The sequence below is a fragment of the Pseudomonas sp. GCM10022186 genome (assembly GCF_042656385.1).
GTDB lineage: Bacteria > Pseudomonadota > Gammaproteobacteria > Pseudomonadales > Pseudomonadaceae > Metapseudomonas.
In genome coordinates, this window is the sequence record NZ_JBHSOU010000002.1 from 1 (window position 1) to 20,210 (window position 20,210).

The following is a 20,210-nucleotide window of genomic DNA, read 5'->3' on the forward strand; positions in this document are numbered from 1 at the left end:
ATGTTCGAGAGCAAGGGCGAGAGGGGTCCGCCTTGCGGCGTACCCTCTCGGCGCGGGCTCACGAGCCCGCCCTCCATGACCCCAGCCTCCAGGTAGCGACGGATTGGGCCGCCTCACCCCGCTACGCCGCCTCCATCCGCTTCCTGTTCGTCAGGCCAGCAATTTGCTTCCGGCTTCCTTCAGATTCGCAGTCACCCGCGACACCCTTGCCTTCCGCTAGCACTTCCCCTTGCCGGGCGTGCAGAGGACTTTCACCTCCAAGTCGTCCAGTTCACCACCACAGTGAACCGAACAGCGCCAGTCACGGCGCTACGCGCCATGCCTGGCGCACCCAAGAGAAAGGGCCGCTTGCGCGGCCCCTCATGCTTACCCGTGATACTGCGCCGACAGCTCGTGTACCGCCTCGAAGAAGGCACCGGCGTGGGCCGGGTCGACTTCCGGGGTGATGCCGTGGCCGAGGTTGAACACATGGCCCGAACCCTGGCCGTAGGCCGCCAGGATGCGCCCCACCTCGGCGCGGATGGCGGCCGGGTTGGCGTAGAGCACGGACGGGTCCATGTTGCCCTGCAGGGCCACCTTGGCGCCGACGCGGGCACGGGCGCTGCCGATGTCGCAGGTCCAGTCCAGGCCCAGGGCCTCGGCGCCGGTGTCGGCCATGGATTCCAGCCAGAGGCCGCCGCCCTTGGTGAAGAGGATCACCGGTATGCGGCGACCGTCCTGTTCGCGGATCAGGCCATCGACGATCTTCTTCATGTAGGCCAGGGAGAACTCCTGGTAGGCCGCTGCCGACAGCGCACCGCCCCAGGAATCGAAGATCTGCACCGCCTGGGCGCCGGCCCTGATCTGGCCGTTGAGGTAGGCGGTCACCGCCTGGGCCAGCTTGTCCAGCAGGGCGTGCATGGCCTGGGGATTGTCGTAGAGCATCGCCTTGGACTTGCGGAAGTCGCGGCTGGAACCGCCTTCCACCATGTAGGTGGCCAGCGTCCAGGGGCTGCCGGAGAAGCCGATCAGCGGCACGCGGCCGTTCAGCTCGCGGCGGATGGTGCGCACGGCATCCATCACGTAGCCCAGGTCCTTTTCCGCGTCGGGAATCGGCAGCGCGTCGATATCGGCCTGGCTGCTCACCACCTTCCTGAAACGCGGGCCCTCGCCGGCCTCGAAGAACAGACCCTGGCCCATGGCGTCGGGGATGGTGAGGATGTCGGAGAAGAGGATGGCCGCATCCAGCTGCGGGTAGCGGTCCAGCGGCTGCAGGGTGACCTCGCAGGCCAGCTGCGGGTTCATGCACAGGCTCATGAAGTCGCCGGCCTTGGCGCGGGTGGCGCGGTACTCCGGCAGGTAGCGACCGGCCTGGCGCATCATCCAGACCGGAGTGACGTCGACTGGCTGCTTCAGCAGGGCACGGAGGAAACGGTCGTTCTTCAGGGCGGTCATGGCAGGATTCCAGCAAAAAAAGTGCGGGCATTCTCCCAGAATCTGATGAAGCCGAGTAGAGCGGCTGGAGGCTAGAGGCTGAACGAAACGGGGACATCCGTCGTCCAGCCTTCAGCCTCCAGCGCTTTTATCGGCTTTATACCCCCAGATAGTCGAGGATGCCCTCGGCAGCAGTGCGCCCTTCGAAGATCGCCGTCACCACCAGGTCGGAACCGCGGACCATGTCGCCGCCGGCGAAGATCTTCGGGTTGCTGGTCTGGTGCTTGAACTGCGACTGGGCGGGAGCGACCACGCGGCCCTGGTTGTCGATGCCGATGTCGAACCGCTCGAACCAGGGGGCCGGGCTCGGACGGAAGCCGAAGGCGATCAGCACGGCTTCCGCCGGGATGATTTCCTCGGAGCCCGGGATCGGCTCGGGGCTGCGACGGCCACGGGCATCCGGCTCGCCGAGACGGGTCTCGACCACCTTCACGCCTTCCACCTTGTCCTCGCCGACGATGGCGATGGGCTGGCGGTTGAAGAGGAACTTCACGCCCTCTTCCTTGGCGTTCTTCACTTCGCGGCGCGAACCCGGCATGTTCTCTTCGTCACGGCGATAGGCACAGGTCACGGCCTTGGCGCCCTGGCGAATGGAGGTGCGGTTGCAGTCCATGGCGGTGTCGCCACCACCCAGGACCACCACGCGCTTGCCCTTCATGTCGACGAAGTCCTCGGGGGACTTCTCGAAGCCGAGGTTGCGGTTGACGTTGGCGATCAGGAAGTCCAGCGCATCGTGCACGCCCGGCAGGTCCTCGCCGGGGAAGCCGCCCTTCATGTAGGTGTAGGTGCCCATGCCCATGAAGACTGCATCGTATTCCTCGAGCAGTTGGTCCATGGTCACGTCCTTGCCCACCTCGGTGTTCAGGCGGAATTCGATGCCCATGCCGCTGAAGACTTCGCGGCGACGGCTCAGCACCTGCTTCTCGAGCTTGAACTCGGGGATGCCGAAGGTCAGCAGGCCGCCGATTTCCGGGTTCTTGTCGAACACCACCGGGGTCACGCCATTGCGCACCAGCACGTCGGCGCAGCCCAGGCCTGCCGGGCCGGCGCCGATCACGGCAACGCGCTTGCCGGTGGGCTTGACCTTGGACATGTCCGGACGCCAGCCCATGGCGAAGGCGGTGTCGGTGATGTACTTCTCCACCGAGCCGATGGTCACCGCGCCGAAGCCGTCGTTCAGGGTGCAGGCGCCTTCGCAGAGGCGGTCCTGCGGGCACACCCGGCCGCAGACTTCCGGCAGGGTGTTGGTCTGGTGCGACAGTTCGGCGGCGGCCAGGATATTGCCCTCCGAAACCAGCTTCAGCCAGTTCGGAATGAAGTTGTGCACCGGGCACTTCCACTCGCAATACGGATTGCCGCAGCCGAGGCAGCGGTGGGCCTGGTCGGCCGCCTGCTGCGGCTTGAACAGGTCATAGATCTCGACGAATTCCTTCTTGCGCTGGCGCAGCAGTTTCTTCTTCGGATCCTTGCGCCCGACCTCGATGAACTGGAAGTCGTTGTTCAGACGTTCAGTCATTAAAAAAACCTCTTAACAGCAGCGGCAAGCTACTAGCTGCAAGCTGCAAGACTCATCACGGTGGCGGCAAGCCTCTTGCCCTTGGAACTCGAGGCTTGCCGCTTGGGCTGCTCGTTATTGCGGGTTGGCACGGGTGCTGGAGAGCAGCGAAGCGAGGCTCGCGGCCTTCGGCTTGACCAGCCAGAACTTGCGCAGGTAATCGTCCAGGTTTTCCAGCAGGTGGGCGCCCCAGTCGCTGGAGGTTTCCTTGACGTACTCCACCAGCACGCTGTGCAGGTGGCTGCGGTAGGCCTCCATGGCCTCGTTGCTGATGCGCTGGATTTCCACCAGTTCGTGGTTGACCCGGTCGACGAAGCTGTTGTCCTGGTCGAGCACGTAGGCGAAGCCGCCGGTCATGCCGGAACCGAAGTTATAGCCGGTCTTGCCCAGGACACAGACGAAACCGCCGGTCATGTATTCGCAGCAGTGATCGCCAGTGCCTTCCACCACGGCGTGGGCGCCGGAGTTACGCACCGCGAAGCGCTCGCCCGCGGTACCCGCGGCGAACAGCTTGCCACCGGTGGCGCCATAGAGACAGGTGTTGCCGACGATGGCCGATTCCTGGCTCTTGAAGGGGCTGCCCTTGGGTGGGGTGATCACCACCTTGCCGCCGGTCATGCCCTTGCCCACGTAGTCGTTGGCGTCGCCTTCGAGGTACAGGTTCAGGCCACCGGCGTTCCACACACCGAAGCTCTGGCCAGCGGTGCCGCGGAAGCGGAAGGTCACCGGAGCATCCTTCATGCCCTGATTGCCATGGCGACGGGCGATCTCGCCGGAGATCCGCGCGCCGATGGAACGGTCGCAGTTGCAGATTTCCAGGTCGTAGACGCCGCCGGACTTGTTCTCCACGGCCGCCTTGGCGATGCCCCACATCTTCTCGGCCAGCAGGCCCGGATCGAAGGGCGGGTTCTTCTCCACCTCGCAGAACTGCGGCTTGTCGGCCGGGACATGGTCGCTGCCGAGCAGCGGGCTGAGGTCCAGATGGCCCTGCTTCTCGGTGTCGCCCGGGAGCATTTCCAGCAGGTCGGTGCGACCGATCAGTTCGCTCAGGCTGCGCACGCCCAGCCTGGCCAGCCACTCGCGGGTTTCCTCGGCGATATAGGTGAAGAAATTCATCACCATTTCGACGGTGCCGATGAAGTGGTCCTTGCGCAGCTTGTCGTTCTGGGTGGCGACGCCGGTGGCGCAGTTGTTCAGGTGGCAGATGCGCAGGTACTTGCAACCCAGGGCGATCATCGGCGCGGTGCCGAAGCCGAAGCTCTCGGCGCCGAGGATGGCGGCCTTGATCACGTCGAGGCCGGTCTTCAGGCCGCCGTCGGTCTGCACCCGGACCTTGCCGCGCAGGTCGTTGCCGCGCAGGGTCTGGTGGGTTTCCGCCAGGCCCAGTTCCCAGGGGCTGCCGGCGTACTTGATGGAGGTCAGCGGGGATGCGCCGGTGCCGCCGTCGTAACCGGAGATGGTGATCAGGTCGGCATAGGCCTTGGCCACGCCGGCGGCGATGGTGCCGACGCCCGCCTCGGCCACCAGCTTCACCGAGACCAGGGCCTGCGGGTTGACCTGCTTGAGGTCGTAGATCAGCTGCGCCAGGTCTTCGATGGAGTAGATATCGTGGTGCGGCGGCGGCGAGATCAGGGTCACGCCGGGCACCGCGTAGCGCAGGCGGGCGATCAGGCCGTTGACCTTGCCACCGGGCAGCTGGCCGCCCTCGCCGGGCTTGGCACCCTGGGCCACCTTGATCTGCAGCACTTCGGCGTTGACCAGGTATTCCGGGGTGACGCCGAAACGGCCGGTAGCCACCTGCTTGATCTTGGAGCTCTTCACGGTGCCGTAGCGCGCCGGATCCTCACCGCCCTCACCGGAGTTGGAGCGGCCGCCCAGGCGGTTCATGGCCTCGGCCAGGGCCTCGTGGGCTTCCGGAGACAGCGCGCCCAGGGAGATGCCGGCGGCGTCGAAGCGCTTGAAGATGGACTCCAGCGGCTCGATCTCTTCCAGCGGCAGCGGCTGCGAGGCGACCTTCACCTTGAGCAGGTCGCGCAGCATCGATACCGGGCGGTTGTCCACCAGCGCGGTGTATTCCTTGAACTTCTCGTAGTTGCCCTGCTGCACTGCAGCTTGCAGGGTGTTCACCACGTCCGGGTTGTAGGCGTGGTACTCGCCGCCGTAGACGAACTTCAGCAGGCCACCCTGCTGGATGGCCTTGCGGTTGTTCCAGGCCTCGAAGGCCAGCAGCTTCTGCTCGGACTCGATATCGACGAAACGTGCGCCCTTGATGCGGCTGGCGACGCCACGGAAGCTCAAGTCCACCACTTCCTCGGACAGGCCCACGGCTTCGAACAGCTGGGCGCCGCGATAGGAGGCGATGGTGGAGATACCCATCTTCGAGAGGATCTTCAGCAGGCCCTTGGAGATGCCCTTGCGGTAGTGCTTGAAGACTTCGTAGAGGTCGCCCAGCACCTCACCGGTGCGGATCAGGTCGGCCAGAACCTCGTAGGCGAGGAAGGGGTACACGGCGGACGCGCCAAAGCCCACCAGCACGGCGAAGTGGTGCGGGTCGCGGGCGGTGGCGGTTTCCACCAGGATGTTGCAGTCGCAACGCAGGCCCTTCTCCACCAGGCGGTGGTGCACGGCGCCGACGGCCAGGGAGGCGTGGGCCGGCAGCTTGCCAGGGGCGATATGGCGGTCGGTCAGCACCAGCAGCACCTTGCCGGCACGCACGGCTTCCTCGGCCTGGTCGGCCATGTTGCGCACCGCGGCTTCGAGGCCGAGGCTCTCGTCGTAGTTCAGGTCGATGATGTGGCGCTCGAAGCCCGGGCGGTCCAGGCTCATCAGCGCACGCCACTTGGCCGGGGAGATCACCGGGCTGCTGAGGATCACACGGGTGGCGTGGTCCGGCGACTCTGCGAAGATGTTGCGCTCGGCGCCCAGGCAGATCTCCAGGGACATCACGATGGCTTCGCGCAGCGGGTCGATCGGCGGGTTGGTCACCTGGGCGAACTGCTGGCGGAAGTAGTCGAACGGCGAACGCACGCGCTGGGAGAGCACGGCCATGGGGGTGTCGTCACCCATGGAACCCACCGCTTCCTGGCCTTGCTCGGCCAGCGGGCGCAGTACCTGGTCACGCTCCTCGAAGGTGACCTGGAACATCTTCATGTACTGCTTGAGCTGGTCGCTGTCGTAGCTGGCCACGCCGTGGTCGTCGTCCAGCTTGGCCTGGATGCGCACGGCGCTCTGGCGCAGCCACTGCTTGTAGGGGTGGCGCGACTTCAGGCGGTTGTCGATGGCCTCGGTGTTGAGGACCTGGCCGGTCTCGGTGTCCACCGCGAGGATCTGTCCCGGGCCGACACGGCCCTTGGCCAGCACCTCTTCCGGCTTGTAGTCCCACACGCCGATTTCCGAGGCGAGAGTGATGTAGCCGTTCTTGGTGGTGACCCAGCGGGCCGGGCGCAGGCCGTTGCGGTCGAGCAGGCAGACGGCGTAGCGGCCGTCGGTCAGCACGACGCCGGCAGGGCCGTCCCAGGGCTCCATGTGCATGGAGTTGTATTCGTAGAAGGCACGCAGGTCGGCATCCATGGTTTCCATGTTCTGCCAGGCCGGCGGGATGATCATGCGCACGCCACGGAACAGGTCGATGCCGCCGGTGACCATCAGCTCCAGCATGTTGTCCATGCTCGAGGAGTCGGAGCCCACACGGTTGACCAGCGGGCCCAGTTCGTCGATGTCGGGCAGCTGCTCGTTGGCGAACTTGGTGCGACGGGCCACCGCCCAGTTGCGGTTGCCGGTGATGGTGTTGATCTCGCCGTTGTGGGCGAGGAAGCGGAAGGGCTGCGCCAGCGGCCACTTCGGCAGGGTGTTGGTGGAGAAACGCTGGTGGAAGACGCAAATGGCGGTCTGCAGGCGTTCGTCACCCAGGTCCGGGTAGAACTGCTGCAGGTCGGCCGGCATCATCAGGCCTTTGTAGATGATGGTCTTGTGCGAGAAGCTGCAGATGTAATGGTCGGCATCCGCGGCATTGGCCACGGAGGAGCGGCGACGGGCGCTGAACAGCTTGACCGCCATTTCCTGGTCGCCAAGGCCTTCACCGCCGACGAACACCTGCTCGATCTGCGGCAGGCGCTCCAGGGCCAGGCGGCCGAGGACGCTGGTGTCCACCGGGACCTTGCGCCAGCCGATCAGCTGCAGGCCGGCCGCGACGATTTCGCGGTTCATGTTCTCGCGAGCCGCTTCGGCCCGAACCGGGTCCTGGTTGAAGAAGACCATGCCGACAGCGTACTGGGCAGGCAGCTCGACCGCGAAGGTCTCCTTGGCCACGGCACGCAGGAAGAGGTCGGGCTTCTGGATCAACAGACCACAACCGTCACCGGTCTTGCCGTCGGCGTTGATACCGCCGCGGTGGGTCATGCAGGTCAGGGCTTCGATGGCGGTTTTCAGGAGATGGTGGCTCGCCTCGCCCTGCATATGGGCGATCAAGCCGAAACCGCAGTTATCCTTGAACTCATCAGGATGGTACAGACCTGCTTTCATAGGGGAACTCTCACCAGGGCTGCCTTCAGAAAAAGGCAGAATTGCTTTGTAATTCAACTCCTTACCATACGCACCGGACTTGTCGCCAGCTTTTGCGTAGGGCAAAGGGAGGTCATTGTACATAGCCCTTTGGTCGACCACAAATTTTAGTGGCCAACTAGTGAAAGTCGATGTCGCAAAAATGAATGATTGAGCCAGGAGGTCGTGCTAGCGACCACCTGGTCAGAAGGCGAAGGATCAGGCTCGTGAAGGACTAGCGAGCCATCTCCTGCTGGATGCTGGCGAAGGTCTTGGGCCAGGGTTTACCAGCCTGGACCTTGGCCGGCAAGGACTTGACCGCCGCCAGGGCAGCATCTCGACTGGCGAAGTTGCCGTAGGTCACCACATAGAGCGCCTTGCCCTGGTGCTGCTTCTTGAAGTAGCGGTACTGCCCGCCGTTCTGCTGCACGAAGGCCTTGGCGCTGTTTTCCGAACTGGTGCCCAGCACCTGCAAGGCGAAGTGGCTGCCGGACTGGCTGCGGTACCAGCCGTTTCCGGCTGCGCCGGCGGCGGCGGGTACAGACGCCTGTACGGGCTTGGCGGCTGGCTTGGCCGCCGGTGCAGGAGCGGGCTTGGCCGCGGCCTGGGTCGGAGCGAGCACCGGTTTCGCGGCAGGCGCAGGGGCAGGAGCCACCGGTTTCGGCGCAGCAACCGGCGCGGTCGGCGCCACAGCGATTGGCTGAACCGGCTGCGGCAACGGCTTGGCCGAGGCGATGGGCTCGATCGGCGCGGCCGGCGCCGGGCCGGCTGGGACACCCTGGGGCGGCGCGATGCTGGTGACCGTGGGCGGCACGCTCGCTCCACCCTGGGCAGGAGCCGGGCCATCTTCCGGCTCGCCCTGACCCGCGGCCTGGGCCAGGGGTTCACGAATCACCGGCTGGGCCTCGCCAACCAGCGGCAGGGGCAACGGCTGCGAGGAACCGGCGAACTCGACGGACGGAGCCCCAGAATCCCCCTCGGCCTGCCCGGCCGTCGCCTGAGCCTGGTCCTGGGGCAGTTGGGCCGTGGCGGGAGCGGTCTCGACGTCGTTGCGACCCTGCATCATCCAGGCGGCGATTACACCCACACCCACTACGGCCAGGGCCAGCAGGTGCTTCTTCGGCAGATTGAAGCCCGCCGTGGATTTCCGTACCGCGCCGCGCTGGGCAAGCATCGCCTCGACCAGCATATCGCGGGCCACCTGATTGATGGCCCCGGGCCAGCCGCCGGACTGCAGGTGAATTTCCTCCACCTGCTCATCGCTCAGCAGCTCGACACCACGCCCCGCACCCTCGAGGCGCTGGGCGAGGTATTCGCGGGTCTCTTCCAGGCTGTAAGGCTGCAGCTCGATGACATGGAAACGCTCTTCACCCTCCACCAGCGCATCGAGGCGCGCCAGCAGGGAGTCCTCGCCAAACAGGAATACGTGGGGCCGTGCCTCGACATTGCCTTCGGCCAGGGCCAGCAATTGCTCGAGGGAGGCATCGTCCAGTTCCTCCGCGTCATCTACCAGCAGGTAGACCTCCTGGCCGGTGAGGGCCAGTTGGCCGATCTGGGCGAGGATGGAACGCAGGTCGGCCTGGGCGACGTTCAGCCCCTGGGCGATCTGGCGCAGGAGGCCGCCGGCCTCCACCGAACTGCGCGCCGAAACCACCAGGCTCTGCACCGACTGCTTGTTGGTGCTGGCCACCAGCGCCTGGCGCAGCAGGGTCTTGCCACTGCCGTGGCGACCGCTCACCACCAGCATCAGTTGGCTGTAGCGCGCCAGGTGGTGCAACTGGCCGAGCACCGGCTTGCGCTGGGCGGGGAAGAACTTGAACCCGGGAACGCGGGCCGCGAAGGGATCATGGGTGAACTGGTAGTGGCCGAGGTAGGCCTCGTCGGCGTGCAGGCTGCTCATGGGAATCCTTTACTCTCCAAGCTGGTCGGCCAGGGCGCGATAGTCGGCGGCCAGGGTGGCCTCCAGCACATCGCGCGGGTAGTCGGCGGTCACGACAGCGTCCCCGATCCGGCGCAGCAGCACCAGACGCAATTGGCCATCGAGCACCTTCTTGTCTACGGCCATGTGCCGAAGGAAATGTTCCGGCGCCATGTCCGCCGGCGGGACGACCGGCAGACCGGCGTTGCGCAGCAGGTGAATCGCCGCGTCACGCTCGTCGGTGGAAATCCAGCCCAGGCGGCTGGACATTTCCAGGGCCATGACGGTCCCCGCCGAAACCGCCTCGCCATGCAGCCAGGCACCATAACCCTGCTGGGTCTCGATGGCATGGCCGAAGGTGTGACCCAGGTTGAGGATGGCGCGCAGCCCGGACTCACGCTCATCCACCCCGACCACCCGCGCCTTGGCGGCGCAGGAACGCTCGATGGCTTCGGTCAGTGCACCGGCATCGAGGCCGCGCAGGGCTGGCATTTTCTCGTCCAGCCAGGGCAGGAAGGGCTCGTCGCAGATCAGTCCGTACTTGATCACCTCGGCCAGGCCCGCGGACAGCTCGCGTTCCGGCAAGGTGCGCAGGCTGTCGGTGTCGATGATCACCGCCCTGGGCTGGTAGAAGGCGCCCACCATGTTCTTGCCCAGGGGATGATTGATCCCGGTCTTGCCTCCGACCGAGGAGTCGACCTGGGACAGCAGGGTGGTGGGCACCTGGATGAAGTCCACCCCACGCTGGTAGCAGGCCGCGGCGAAGCCGGCCATGTCGCCGATCACGCCGCCGCCGAGGGCGATGACGGTGGTCCGGCGGTCGTGGCGCGCACCCAGCAGGGCGTCGAAGATCAGCTGCAGGGTTTCCCAGTTCTTGTGGGCCTCGCCATCCGGCAGCACCACCGGCAGCACGGAGTAGCCCTGGAGGGTGCGGGTCAGCTGCTCGAGGTAGAGGGGCGCCACGGTCTCGTTGGTGACGATGGCCACCTGCCGGCCGGCGATGTGCGGCTTGAAGAGTTCGGGCTGCGACAGCAGACCCGAGCCTATGTGGATGGGATAGCTACGCTCGCCAAGATCGACCTGAAGTGTCCGCATGGGGCCCCCGACATAAAAAGGGCTAAAGGATAGCGCAGTTCCGCCCGCGCTTTAACGGGGCGGCAGTTTCTGCAGGCGCGCCAGTATCTCTTGCACCACCATGCGCGGCGGCCTCTCGTCCGTCTCGATGATGATGTCGGCGATCTCGCGATACAGGGGATCGCGGATGGCCATCAGATCGCGCAGGACCTGGCCCGGGTTGACCGACCTCAGCAACGGCCGATTGCGGTCGCGGGAGGTGCGTTCAATCTGCTGCTCCACCGAGGTGTGCAGATAGACCACGCGACCGCCGCCGCGCAGCGCCTGGCGATTGGCCGGGCGCAACACCGCGCCGCCACCCGTGGCCAGGACGACGCCGTCGTGTCCGCAGAGCTCCTCGATCATCGACTGTTCGCGATCTCGAAACCCCTGCTCCCCCTCGACATCGAAGATCCACGGGATGTCCGCCCCGGTACGCTGTTCGATTTCCTTATCGGAGTCCTTGAAAGGAAGACGTAGCTCTTTGGCAAGTAAACGCCCGATGGTGCTTTTTCCTGCCCCCATCGGGCCGATCAATATCAGATTTCGCACCGCAATCAACGACTCACAGCAATGGCCTGGCTGTTCATGATACGCGGTGTGAGGAAGACCAACAGCTCGGATTTCTTGTCCTGGACCACATCACGACGGAATATCCGACCAAGGAACGGCAGGTCGCCCAGGAACGGCACCTTGTCCACCGCCTTGATCTGGGTGTTGGAGAAGACACCACCGATGACGATGGTCTCGCCGTCATTGACCAGCACCTTGGCGTTGACCTCGTTCTTGTTGATCGGCGGCACACCGTTCAGGGCATTGGCGAAGTCCGGTGCATCCTTGGTCACCTTGACCTCCATGATGATGCGGTTGTCCGGGGTGATCTGCGGAGTCACTTCCAGGGACAGCGCCGCTTCCTTGAAGGAGGTGCTGGTGGCGCCGCTGGAGCTGGCCTCCTGGTAGGGGATCTCGGAACCCTTGAGGATCTTCGCGGTTTCCTTGTCGGCGGTGACCACCTTGGGTTGCGAAACGATCTCGCCGTTGCCGCTCTTTTCCATGGCGGAGAGCTGCAGGTCGAGAATCGCATGGCTGGAGACGAAGCCGATCCCCAGGCCGGAGGTGCTGTTGACGGCCCCGAGGTCGACGAAGGGGGTGGGCGAGTCGTTCTCGGTGACCGGCAGGGTGCAGTTGCCAGCGAAGGGACCGCAGCTGACACCCTCGTCGTCGCCGATGCCGATATTGCCGTCCTTGCCGAACAGGGCGAAGTTGCCGTTGGTGACGGCCCCGCCCCAGCGGACGCCCAGCGCCTTGTCGTAGTCCACGTTGGCTTCGACGATACGCGCCTCGATCATCACCTGGCGCACCGGGATGTCCAGCTGGGTGACGATGCGGCGCAGCTCGTCCAGCTTGTCCTGGGTCTGGTAGGCGATGATGCTGTTGGTGCGGTCATCCACGGTGATCGAGCCGCGCTCGTCGGCACCGGCGGCACTTGGCTCGCCACTGGTAACGGACTGGAAGAGCTTGGCGATATCGGCCGCCTTGGCGTAGTTCACCTGGATCAGCTCGCGGCGCAGGGGCGCCAGCTCGGCCAGCTGCTTCTGGGATTCCAGCTCCTGGCGCTCGCGGGCGGCGATTTCGTCGGCCGGAGCCACCAGCAGCACGTTACCCACCTTGCGCTTGTCCAGGCCCTTGGTCTTCAGCACCAGGTCCAGCGCCTGGTCCCAGGGCACATTCTGCAGGCGCAGGGTGATATTGCCCTGCACAGTGTCGGAGGCGACCAGGTTGAGATCGGTGAAATCGGCGATCAGCTGCAGCACCGAGCGCACGTCGATGTCCTGGAAGTTCAGCGACAGCTTCTCGCCGGAATAGGCGAAGCGCTCGGTCTTGCGCTTCTCGACATCATCCTGGGACAACGGCTTGACGCTCACGGTCAGCTTGTTGTCGGTCTGGTAGGCCAGGTAGTCGTAGAAGCCGGTGGGCTCGATGCTGACGCTGGCATTGCTGCCGGAGCCCGAGGCGCTGACGAACTGCACCGGCGTCGCGAAGTCCTTCACGTCCAGGCGCACGCGCAGGGGTTCGGGCAGCTGGGTCTTGGAGAAGTCCAGGCGAATCTTGCCGCCCTGCTCCTGGATGTCCGGACTGACACTGGGGTCGGACAGGGTGATGACCACATTGCCTTCGCCCTGCTCGCCACGCTGGAAGTCGATGTTCTCGATGGCGCGGCTGGCGCGGGAATAGCTCTTGGCCGGTTGCGCAGCGGCCAGGGGAGCGGCCACGGGGGCCGGCAAAGCGGCGACGGTGCGGGGTGCGACCGGTGCGGAAGCGGCATCGCCCACCAGGACATAGAGATTGCGACCGTCCACACGGGTGCTGTAAGGCACCAGGGTGGACAGGTTGATGATCAGACGGGTGCGATCCTTGGCTTCGACCACGGTCAGGCTGCGGGCATTGCCCACGCCCAGTTCGCGGTTCTTGCTGCCGAGCTTGTTGGCCACCCCTGGCAGGTCCAGGGCGATACGCGCCGGCTGCTCGATGGTGTAGCCACGGGGCGCCGCCACCGGCTCGTCGAACCCCAGCTTGAGCTCGACCCTGTCACCCGGCAGGGCCGCAACATCCAGTGCCTGCAGGTTCGCGGCCAGCAGCGCGGGCGATAGCAGGGCGGCCAATAGCGTGATACCGAGGCGCGATAGCGAGCTTTTCATCATCTGGTTCCGTTGTGCAGACCGGTAGTTATTCTTCATCGGTTGACCTCGCCCTCAAGAGCGCTCCCTGAGCGCGAGACTACGCGGACGCTCCAGCCATCCGCCCTCCCCGTCGGGGACGATTTCAACCACATCGACCCTGGCTTCGTCGATCGCGACGATACGGCCATGGTTGCGCCCCAGGTAATCGCCCACCTTGACCCGGTGCACCCCTCCCGCACCACTGATCAGGGCGAAGGTCCCCGCGGCATTGGACAGGGTGCCCACCATCTCGAAGGACTCGATATTGAAGCCCTCGAGGAACTGCTTGACCCGCGTTTCGTCCGGATGGATGTCCTTGGAACCCTTCTGCTGCTGCGCCAGATCGATCTTGACCGGCGGTTGGAAGGGGCTGCGCAATGCCGCAGCACTGTAGGTGAAGGCCTCGTAGGGCTGGAATTTCGGCAGGGGCTCGATGGCCCCCTTGGGACGGGCGCGCACCTCATCCATGTAGGCCTGCAAGTCGCTGAAGTCGTCGCCGACACCGCAACCGGAAAGGCTGGCCAGGATCAGGGCACAGAACGCCATTCGGGCGCGAGCACTACTCATTTCTGCAGCCCCTTGTCGTTATAGCGATAGGTCTTGGCAAGGATCGACATATGCAGCTTGGAGCCGCTGTCCTCGGCGACCGGCTTGATCTCGAAATCATGCAGGGTGACGATCCGCGGCAGGCTGGCCACGCCACTGACGAAGGTGGCAAGGTCATGATAGCCACCCACTACCGAGATCTGGATCGGCAGCTCGATGTAGAACTGCTGGGTGACCTCGGGGAGCAGCTTGATCTCTTCGAACTCCAGGCCGCTGCCCAGGCCGGTGCGCGTGATGTCCTCCAGCAGCCCGGGAACCTCGGTGTCGCTGGGCAACTGGCGCAGCAGGGCGCCGAAGGAGGTTTCCATCTCCTTCATCTGCTCCTTGTAGGCTTCCAGGTTGGCCGCCTGGAAGGCCTTGGTGGAAAACTGCTGCTTGAGCGTCTCTTCTTCGGCGCGCTGGGAATCCAGCTGAGCCTGGAGATCCTTCAGGTGGAAGTTGTAGCCCAGCAACAGGACCACCACGAGCAGCAGGATGCAGGTGATGACCTTGACCGCGATGGGCCAGGAACCAAGGTTATTGAAATCCAGATCCGCCAGGTCGATCTTGCGCAGGCTTTCGAGGGAGTCGGAGAAACTCATTTCGCGGCTCCTTGGGTGGCGGCAGCACTATTCGCGGCACCTGGCTTGCCCGCCTGTTCCTCGGAACCGGGCTGGGTCTGTTGCACGGTGAGCTGGAAGACGTTTGCCTGGTCGACGGCACCGGCGGTGACCGCCTTGACCTCCGTCAGATTGGGCGACATCAGCCATTCGGATGCATCCAGGTTGCGCATCAGGTTGGACACCCGGTTGTTGGACTCGGCGGCGCCGACGATGGCGATGTTCTTTCCGGTCATCTTCAGTCCGGTGAAGAAGACGCCTTCCGGCAGAGTCCGCACCAACTGGTCGAACACGCGGCCGATGATCGGGCGGTTGCCCTGCAGGTCCTGGATGATCTTCATCCGCTCCAGCAACTGCTGGCGGCGGGTCTTCAGCTCGCTGATCTCCTTGATCCTGGCATCCAGGACGGCGATTTCCTTGCGCACGAAATCATTGCGCGCCTGCTGGTTCTCGATGGCGCTGTTCAGGTACTGGTCGCCCAGGAACACCGTGACAGCGCCCAGTGCCAGGACGGCGCCAAGCGCCACCAGGAAGCGCTGCTTGCGCTCCTCTCGCAGCTGCTCGCGCCAGGGGAGTAGGTTGATGCGTGCCATCAGTCGAAACTCCTCATCGCCAGGCCGCAGGCAATCATCAGTGCAGGTGCATCACTGGCCAGCGCTCCGGCGTTGACCTTGCTGCTCAGCGCCATGTCGGCGAAAGGGTTGGCGACCAGGGTCGGGGTGCCGATCTTCTGCTGGATCAGGCGATCCAGGTCCGGAAGGGACGCGGTGCCGCCCGCCAGCAGGATGTAGTCCACGTCGTTGAACTGGCCCGCGGCGAAGAAGAACTGCAACGAACGGGATACCTGCTGGACGACCGCATCCTTGAACGGTTGCAGAACCTCGCTGTCGTAGTCATCCGGAAGACCGCCCTGCTTCTTGGCAAGACCAGCTTCCTCGACGGAGAGACCGTAGCGGCGCTGGATCTCCTCGGTCAGCTGGCGGCCGCCGAAAAGCTGTTCGCGGGTGTAGATGGTGCGGCCGTTGTGCAACACGCTGAGGGTGGTCATGGTCGCGCCGATATCGACCACCGCCACGGTGAGTTCATCATGCGCTTCGCCCAGCTGGGCCGAAAGCAGCGAATAGGCGCGTTCCAGGGCATAGGCCTCGACATCGACCACCTTGGCATTGAGGCCCGCGAGCGCCAGGGCGGCCTCGCGCACCTCGACGTTTTCCTTCCGGCACGCGGCCAGCAGCACATCGACCCGCTCCGGGTTGCGCACGGACGGACCTTGAACCTCGAAGTCGATGGCCACTTCTTCCAGCGGGTACGGAATGTACTGATCGGCCTCGATTTTCAGCTGGTTCTCCATCTCATCGTCGGAGAGACCCGCTTCCATCTCTATGGTCTTGGTGATGACCGCCGAGCCGGCCACCGCCACGGCGGCGACCTTGGCCCCGGTTCGCGCCTTGGTGACCACCCTGGAAAGCGCCTGCCCCACGCCTTCCAGCTCGGCGATGTTCTTCTCGATCACCGCATTGGGCGGCAGCGGCTCGACGGCGTAGGACTCCACTTTGAAGCGGCTTCCCGAACGACTCAATTCAAGGAGCTTGACGGAGGTCGAGCTGATGTCGATCCCCAACAGCGAATTCGCTTTCTTATTGAAGAGCCCTAGCACGACCGATTTCCTATCAGCGTCCGAGACTTACGGACGATTTATGTTTTTTCACATTAAATAGCAGTCTTGACAGAAGCGCAAATGGCTCCCCCGGAAAAAAAACGCTTATAATGTGATCGGTTTTTTGTCTTTTATCATTGCCTTCCGCTCAACTCATTCTTTTGCCTGGAAATCCACAAGCCTTGATGCGTCTGTTGAAGTTCTTCGGGTGGTCTTTCGTCGCCGTTTTCTGTGGCCTGTTGCTCAGTTTCAGCGGTGCCTACCTCTATCTTAGCCCCAGCCTTCCGTCGGTCGATTCGCTACGCCGGATCCAGCTGCAGATCCCCCTGCGCGTCTACAGCGGTGATGGCAAGCTGATCGCCGAATTCGGCGAGATGCGCCGCTCCCCGGTGCGCTTCGCCGACATCCCGCCGGACTTCATCCAGGCACTGCTGGCCGCCGAGGATGACAATTTCGCCAACCATTATGGCGTCGACGTGGCCAGCCTGATGCGCGCTGCCACGCAATTATTGAAGACCGGCCACATCCAGACGGGCGGTAGCACCATCACCATGCAGGTGGCGAAGAACTACTTCCTTACCAGCGAAAGAAGTTTCTCCCGCAAGATCAATGAAATATTGCTGGCCCTGCAAATTGAACGGGAACTCAGCAAAGACGAGATTCTTGAACTTTATGTGAACAAGATCTACCTCGGTAACCGCGCTTACGGCATCGAGGCCGCCGCCCAGGTCTACTACGGCAAGTCCATCCGCGAGCTCAGCCTGGCGCAGATGGCCATGATCGCCGGCCTGCCCAAGGCCCCCTCGCGCTTCAACCCGCTGGTCAACCCCACCCGCAGCAAGGAGCGCCGCGACTGGATCCTCGGCCGCATGTACAAGCTGGGTCGCATCGACGAAGCCCGCTACCAGCAGGCCATCGACGAACCGATCGACGCCAGCTACCACGTCCCCACCCCGGAACTGGCCGCCCCGTACATCGCCGAGATGGCCCGCGCCGAAATGGTCGGCCGCTACGGTAGCGACGCCTACACCGAAGGCTTCCGCGTGACCACCACGGTGCCCAGCGATCTGCAGGAAGCGGCCAACAGCGCCCTGCGCGAGGGCCTGATCGACTACGACGAGCGCCACGGCTACCGCGGCCCGGAAACCCGACTGCCCGGCATGACCAAGGAGTCCTGGCTCCAGGAACTGGCCAAGCAGAAATCCCTGGGCGGCCTGGATCCGGCCATCGTCACCCAGGTCGAGAAGAGCGGCATCCTGGTCCTGACCCGCAGCGGCCAGGAGGAAGCCGTGAGCTGGGACAGCATGAAATGGGCCCGCCCCTTCCTCAACACCAACAGCCTCGGCCCACGCCCGCAACGACCCGCGGACGTCGCCCAGGTCGGCGACCTGATCCGCGTGCAGCGCCAGGCCGACGGCAGCCTGCGCTTCGTCCAGCTCCCGGCCGCGCAGAGCGCCCTGGTCTCCCTGGATCCGAACAACGGTGCGATCCGTGCCCTGGTAGGCGGCTTCTCCTTCGAGCAGAGCAACTACAACCGGGCCGCCCAGGCCAAGCGCCAACCGGGCTCCAGCTTCAAGCCCTTCCTTTATGCCGCCGCACTGGACAACGGCTTCACTGCCGCCAGCCTGGTCAACGACGCCCCCATCGTCTTCCAGGAAGCCGGCATGGAAGAAGCCTGGCGACCGAAGAACGACAACAACACCTTCCTCGGCCCCATCCGCCTGCGGGAGGCCCTGTACAAGTCGCGCAACCTGGTGTCGATCCGCGTGCTCCAGGCCATTGGCATCGACTATGCGCTGAACTACGTCAGCCGCTTCGGCTTCAACAAGGACGACCTGCCGCGCAACCTGTCCCTGGCCCTGGGCACCGCCAACCTCACCCCGCTGGAGATCGCCGGCGGCTGGAGCACCTTCGCCAACGGCGGCTACAAGGTGCAGCCCTACCTGATCGAGCGCATCGAAAGCCGTGACGGCAGGATCCTGTTCACGGCCAACCCGCCGCGAGTCCCCGAGGGCGAGCCCCAGCCCGACGAGGTCGCGCATACCAGCGCGGCTCCGGATACCCTGCTCGCCTCGACCGATGCTTCGGCACCCCAGGGGCATTCCCCCGCCACTGCCGAGCGCATCCTCGACCCACGCACCACCTACATCCTCAACAGCATGCTGCAGGATGTGATCAAGCGCGGCACCGGCCGACGCGCCATGTCCATGGGCCGTAGCGACATCGCCGGCAAGACCGGGACCACCAACGAGTCCAAGGACAGCTGGTTCTCCGGCTACAACGCCGACTACGTCACCACTGTCTGGGTCGGCTTCGACCAGCCGGAAAGCCTGGGCCGCCACGAATACGGCGGCACCGTGGCACTGCCGATCTGGATGAACTACATGAGCGCCGCACTGAAGGACAGGCCAGCCCATGTCCAGCCGGAACCCGCCGGCCTGCTGACCCTGCGCATCGACCCGCTCAGCGGCCGGGCAGCCAGCCCGGGAACGCCGGATGCCTTCTTCGAGCTGTTCAAGAGCGAAGACACGCCGCCGCCCATGAGCGAATTCGAGCCCGGCCTGGCCATCCCCGGCAGCCCGCTACCAGCCGACGAGACGGCCCCCATCGACCTGTTCTGAGGAACAGGCGCCCAATAAAAAGCCCCGCGTTGCGGGGCTTTTTATTGGAGCTCGGCTTAGCCGTTGAACACCTCATCCACCGACGTCAGCGGATAGTGCTTCGGATAGGGCAGGGTCGCCACGCCGGACTCGATGGCGGCCTTGGCCACGGCATCGGATACGACGGTGATCAGGCGCTTGTCCATCGGTTTCGGAATGATGTACTCACGGCCGAACTCCAGGGAGTCCACGCCGTAGGCGTCGCAGACATCCTTCGGTACCGGCAGCTTGGCCAGGTCGCGCAGGGCGATGGCCGCAGCGATCTTCATCTCTTCGTTGATGCGGGTGGCGCGTACGTCCAGGGCGCCGCGGAAGATGAAGGGGAAGCCCAGCACGTTGTTGACCTGGTTCGGATAGTCGGAGCGACCGGTGGCCATGATCACGTCGTTGCGGGTCGCATGGGCCAGTTCCGGCTCGATTTCCGGATCCGGGTTGGAGCAGGCGAAGACGATCGGGTTGGGCGCCATGCGCTTGAGGTCTTCCGCGCTCAGCAGGTTGGCACCGGACAGGCCGACGAACACATCGGCGCCATCCAGGGCTTCGGACAGAGTGCGCTTGTCGGTCTCGTGGGCGAAAACGGCCTTGTACTGGTTCAGGTCGTCGCGGCCGGCGTGGATCACGCCCTTGCGATCGATCATGAAGATGTTCTCGACCTTGGCACCCATGCTCACCAGCAGCTTCATGCAGGAGATGGCGGCAGCGCCGGCGCCGAGGCAGACGATCCGGGCTTCGGCCAGGGTCTTGCCGGAGATTTCCAGGGCGTTGAGCATGCCGGCGGCGGTCACGATGGCGGTACCGTGCTGGTCATCGTGGAATACCGGGATATCGCACTGCTCGATCAGGGTGCGTTCGATCTCGAAGCACTCGGGCGCCTTGATGTCTTCGAGGTTGATGCCGCCGAAGGTGATGGAAATGCGCTTGACGGTGTCGATGAAGGCCTGCGGGCTTTCAGCGTCCACTTCGATGTCGAATACGTCGATGCCGGCGAAGCGCTTGAACAGCACGCCCTTGCCTTCCATTACCGGCTTGGAGGCCAGCGGGCCGAGGTTGCCCAGGCCGAGGATCGCGGTGCCGTCGGAAATTACCGCTACCAGGTTGCCCTTGCCGGTGTACTTGAAGGCCAGTTCAGGATCACGCGCGATTTCGCGTACCGGCTCGGCGACGCCCGGGCTGTAGGCCAGCGACAGGTCGCGGGCGGTGGCGGTCGGCTTGGTCAGCTCGACGCTGAGTTTCCCGGGGCGGGGTTGGGCATGGTATTCGAGAGCGGCCGTTTTCAGATCAGACATTTTGGCATTTCCGCTTTTGCTTGTGACAGACGTGACGGGCGAGCATACGCAAGATGCCGGGGGCTAACAAGACCGTTCAGTCAC

At 64.5% G+C, this 20,210-nt stretch carries 13 protein-coding genes; 1 reads left to right on the plus strand and 12 read right to left on the minus strand.

Annotated elements, in window-relative coordinates; genetic code table 11:
• Positions 1–366: 366 nt before the first annotated feature.
• The 11 genes from hemE to ACFPU0_RS00845 form a co-directional block, all read right to left on the minus strand.
• Positions 367–1,434, minus strand: a complete 1,068-nt coding sequence (gene hemE / locus ACFPU0_RS00795; protein ID WP_377690894.1) for a uroporphyrinogen decarboxylase — start codon at positions 1,432–1,434, stop codon at positions 367–369.
• Between the two features lie 136 nt (positions 1,435–1,570).
• Positions 1,571–2,989 (minus strand): FAD-dependent oxidoreductase, encoded by a 1,419-nt coding sequence (locus tag ACFPU0_RS00800; RefSeq protein WP_377690895.1) that lies wholly within the window; start codon positions 2,987–2,989, stop codon positions 1,571–1,573.
• A 114-nt stretch (positions 2,990–3,103) separates the two neighbouring features.
• Positions 3,104–7,549, minus strand: coding sequence for a glutamate synthase large subunit (gene gltB, locus ACFPU0_RS00805; protein WP_377690896.1), 4,446 nt, complete (start codon positions 7,547–7,549; stop codon positions 3,104–3,106).
• Between the two features lie 253 nt (positions 7,550–7,802).
• Positions 7,803–9,467, minus strand: coding sequence for an AAA family ATPase (locus ACFPU0_RS00810; RefSeq protein WP_377690897.1), 1,665 nt, complete (start codon positions 9,465–9,467; stop codon positions 7,803–7,805).
• 9 nt (positions 9,468–9,476) lie between these two features.
• Positions 9,477–10,580, minus strand: coding sequence for a 3-dehydroquinate synthase (gene aroB, locus ACFPU0_RS00815; RefSeq protein ID WP_377690898.1), 1,104 nt, complete (start codon positions 10,578–10,580; stop codon positions 9,477–9,479).
• A 51-nt stretch (positions 10,581–10,631) separates the two neighbouring features.
• Positions 10,632–11,150 carry a shikimate kinase AroK gene (aroK, locus tag ACFPU0_RS00820; protein WP_377690899.1) on the minus strand — a complete coding sequence of 173 codons (519 nt, stop codon included), beginning with the start codon at positions 11,148–11,150 and terminating at the stop codon, positions 10,632–10,634.
• 5 nt (positions 11,151–11,155) lie between these two features.
• Entirely contained in the window at positions 11,156–13,297 is a 2,142-nt protein-coding gene (gene pilQ, locus ACFPU0_RS00825; protein ID WP_377690900.1) for a type IV pilus secretin PilQ, read from the minus strand.
• A 54-nt stretch (positions 13,298–13,351) separates the two neighbouring features.
• Complete coding sequence (pilP, locus tag ACFPU0_RS00830; RefSeq protein ID WP_377691329.1) at positions 13,352–13,864, minus strand: type 4a pilus biogenesis lipoprotein PilP; 513 nt, start codon at positions 13,862–13,864, stop codon at positions 13,352–13,354.
• 17 nt (positions 13,865–13,881) lie between these two features.
• Positions 13,882–14,505, minus strand: coding sequence for a type 4a pilus biogenesis protein PilO (gene pilO / locus ACFPU0_RS00835; protein ID WP_377690901.1), 624 nt, complete (start codon positions 14,503–14,505; stop codon positions 13,882–13,884).
• Positions 14,502–15,116 carry a type 4a pilus biogenesis protein PilN gene (gene pilN / locus ACFPU0_RS00840; protein ID WP_377690902.1) on the minus strand — a complete coding sequence of 205 codons (615 nt, stop codon included), beginning with the start codon at positions 15,114–15,116 and terminating at the stop codon, positions 14,502–14,504. Before pilN ends, pilO begins: the two co-directional genes overlap by 4 nt.
• Positions 15,116–16,180, minus strand: coding sequence for a pilus assembly protein PilM (locus tag ACFPU0_RS00845; RefSeq protein ID WP_377690903.1), 1,065 nt, complete (start codon positions 16,178–16,180; stop codon positions 15,116–15,118). The genes pilN and ACFPU0_RS00845 overlap by 1 nt, the downstream gene beginning before the upstream one ends.
• Before the next feature lie 185 nt (positions 16,181–16,365).
• Between ACFPU0_RS00845 and ACFPU0_RS00850 the strand changes: the two genes are divergently transcribed.
• Positions 16,366–18,801 (plus strand): penicillin-binding protein 1A, encoded by a 2,436-nt coding sequence (locus ACFPU0_RS00850; protein ID WP_377690904.1) that lies wholly within the window; start codon positions 16,366–16,368, stop codon positions 18,799–18,801.
• A 56-nt stretch (positions 18,802–18,857) separates the two neighbouring features.
• On the opposite strand, the gene ACFPU0_RS00855 is transcribed toward ACFPU0_RS00850, so the two are convergent.
• Complete coding sequence (locus ACFPU0_RS00855; RefSeq protein ID WP_377690905.1) at positions 18,858–20,126, minus strand: malic enzyme-like NAD(P)-binding protein; 1,269 nt, start codon at positions 20,124–20,126, stop codon at positions 18,858–18,860.
• Between the last annotated feature and the right edge of the window lie 84 nt (positions 20,127–20,210).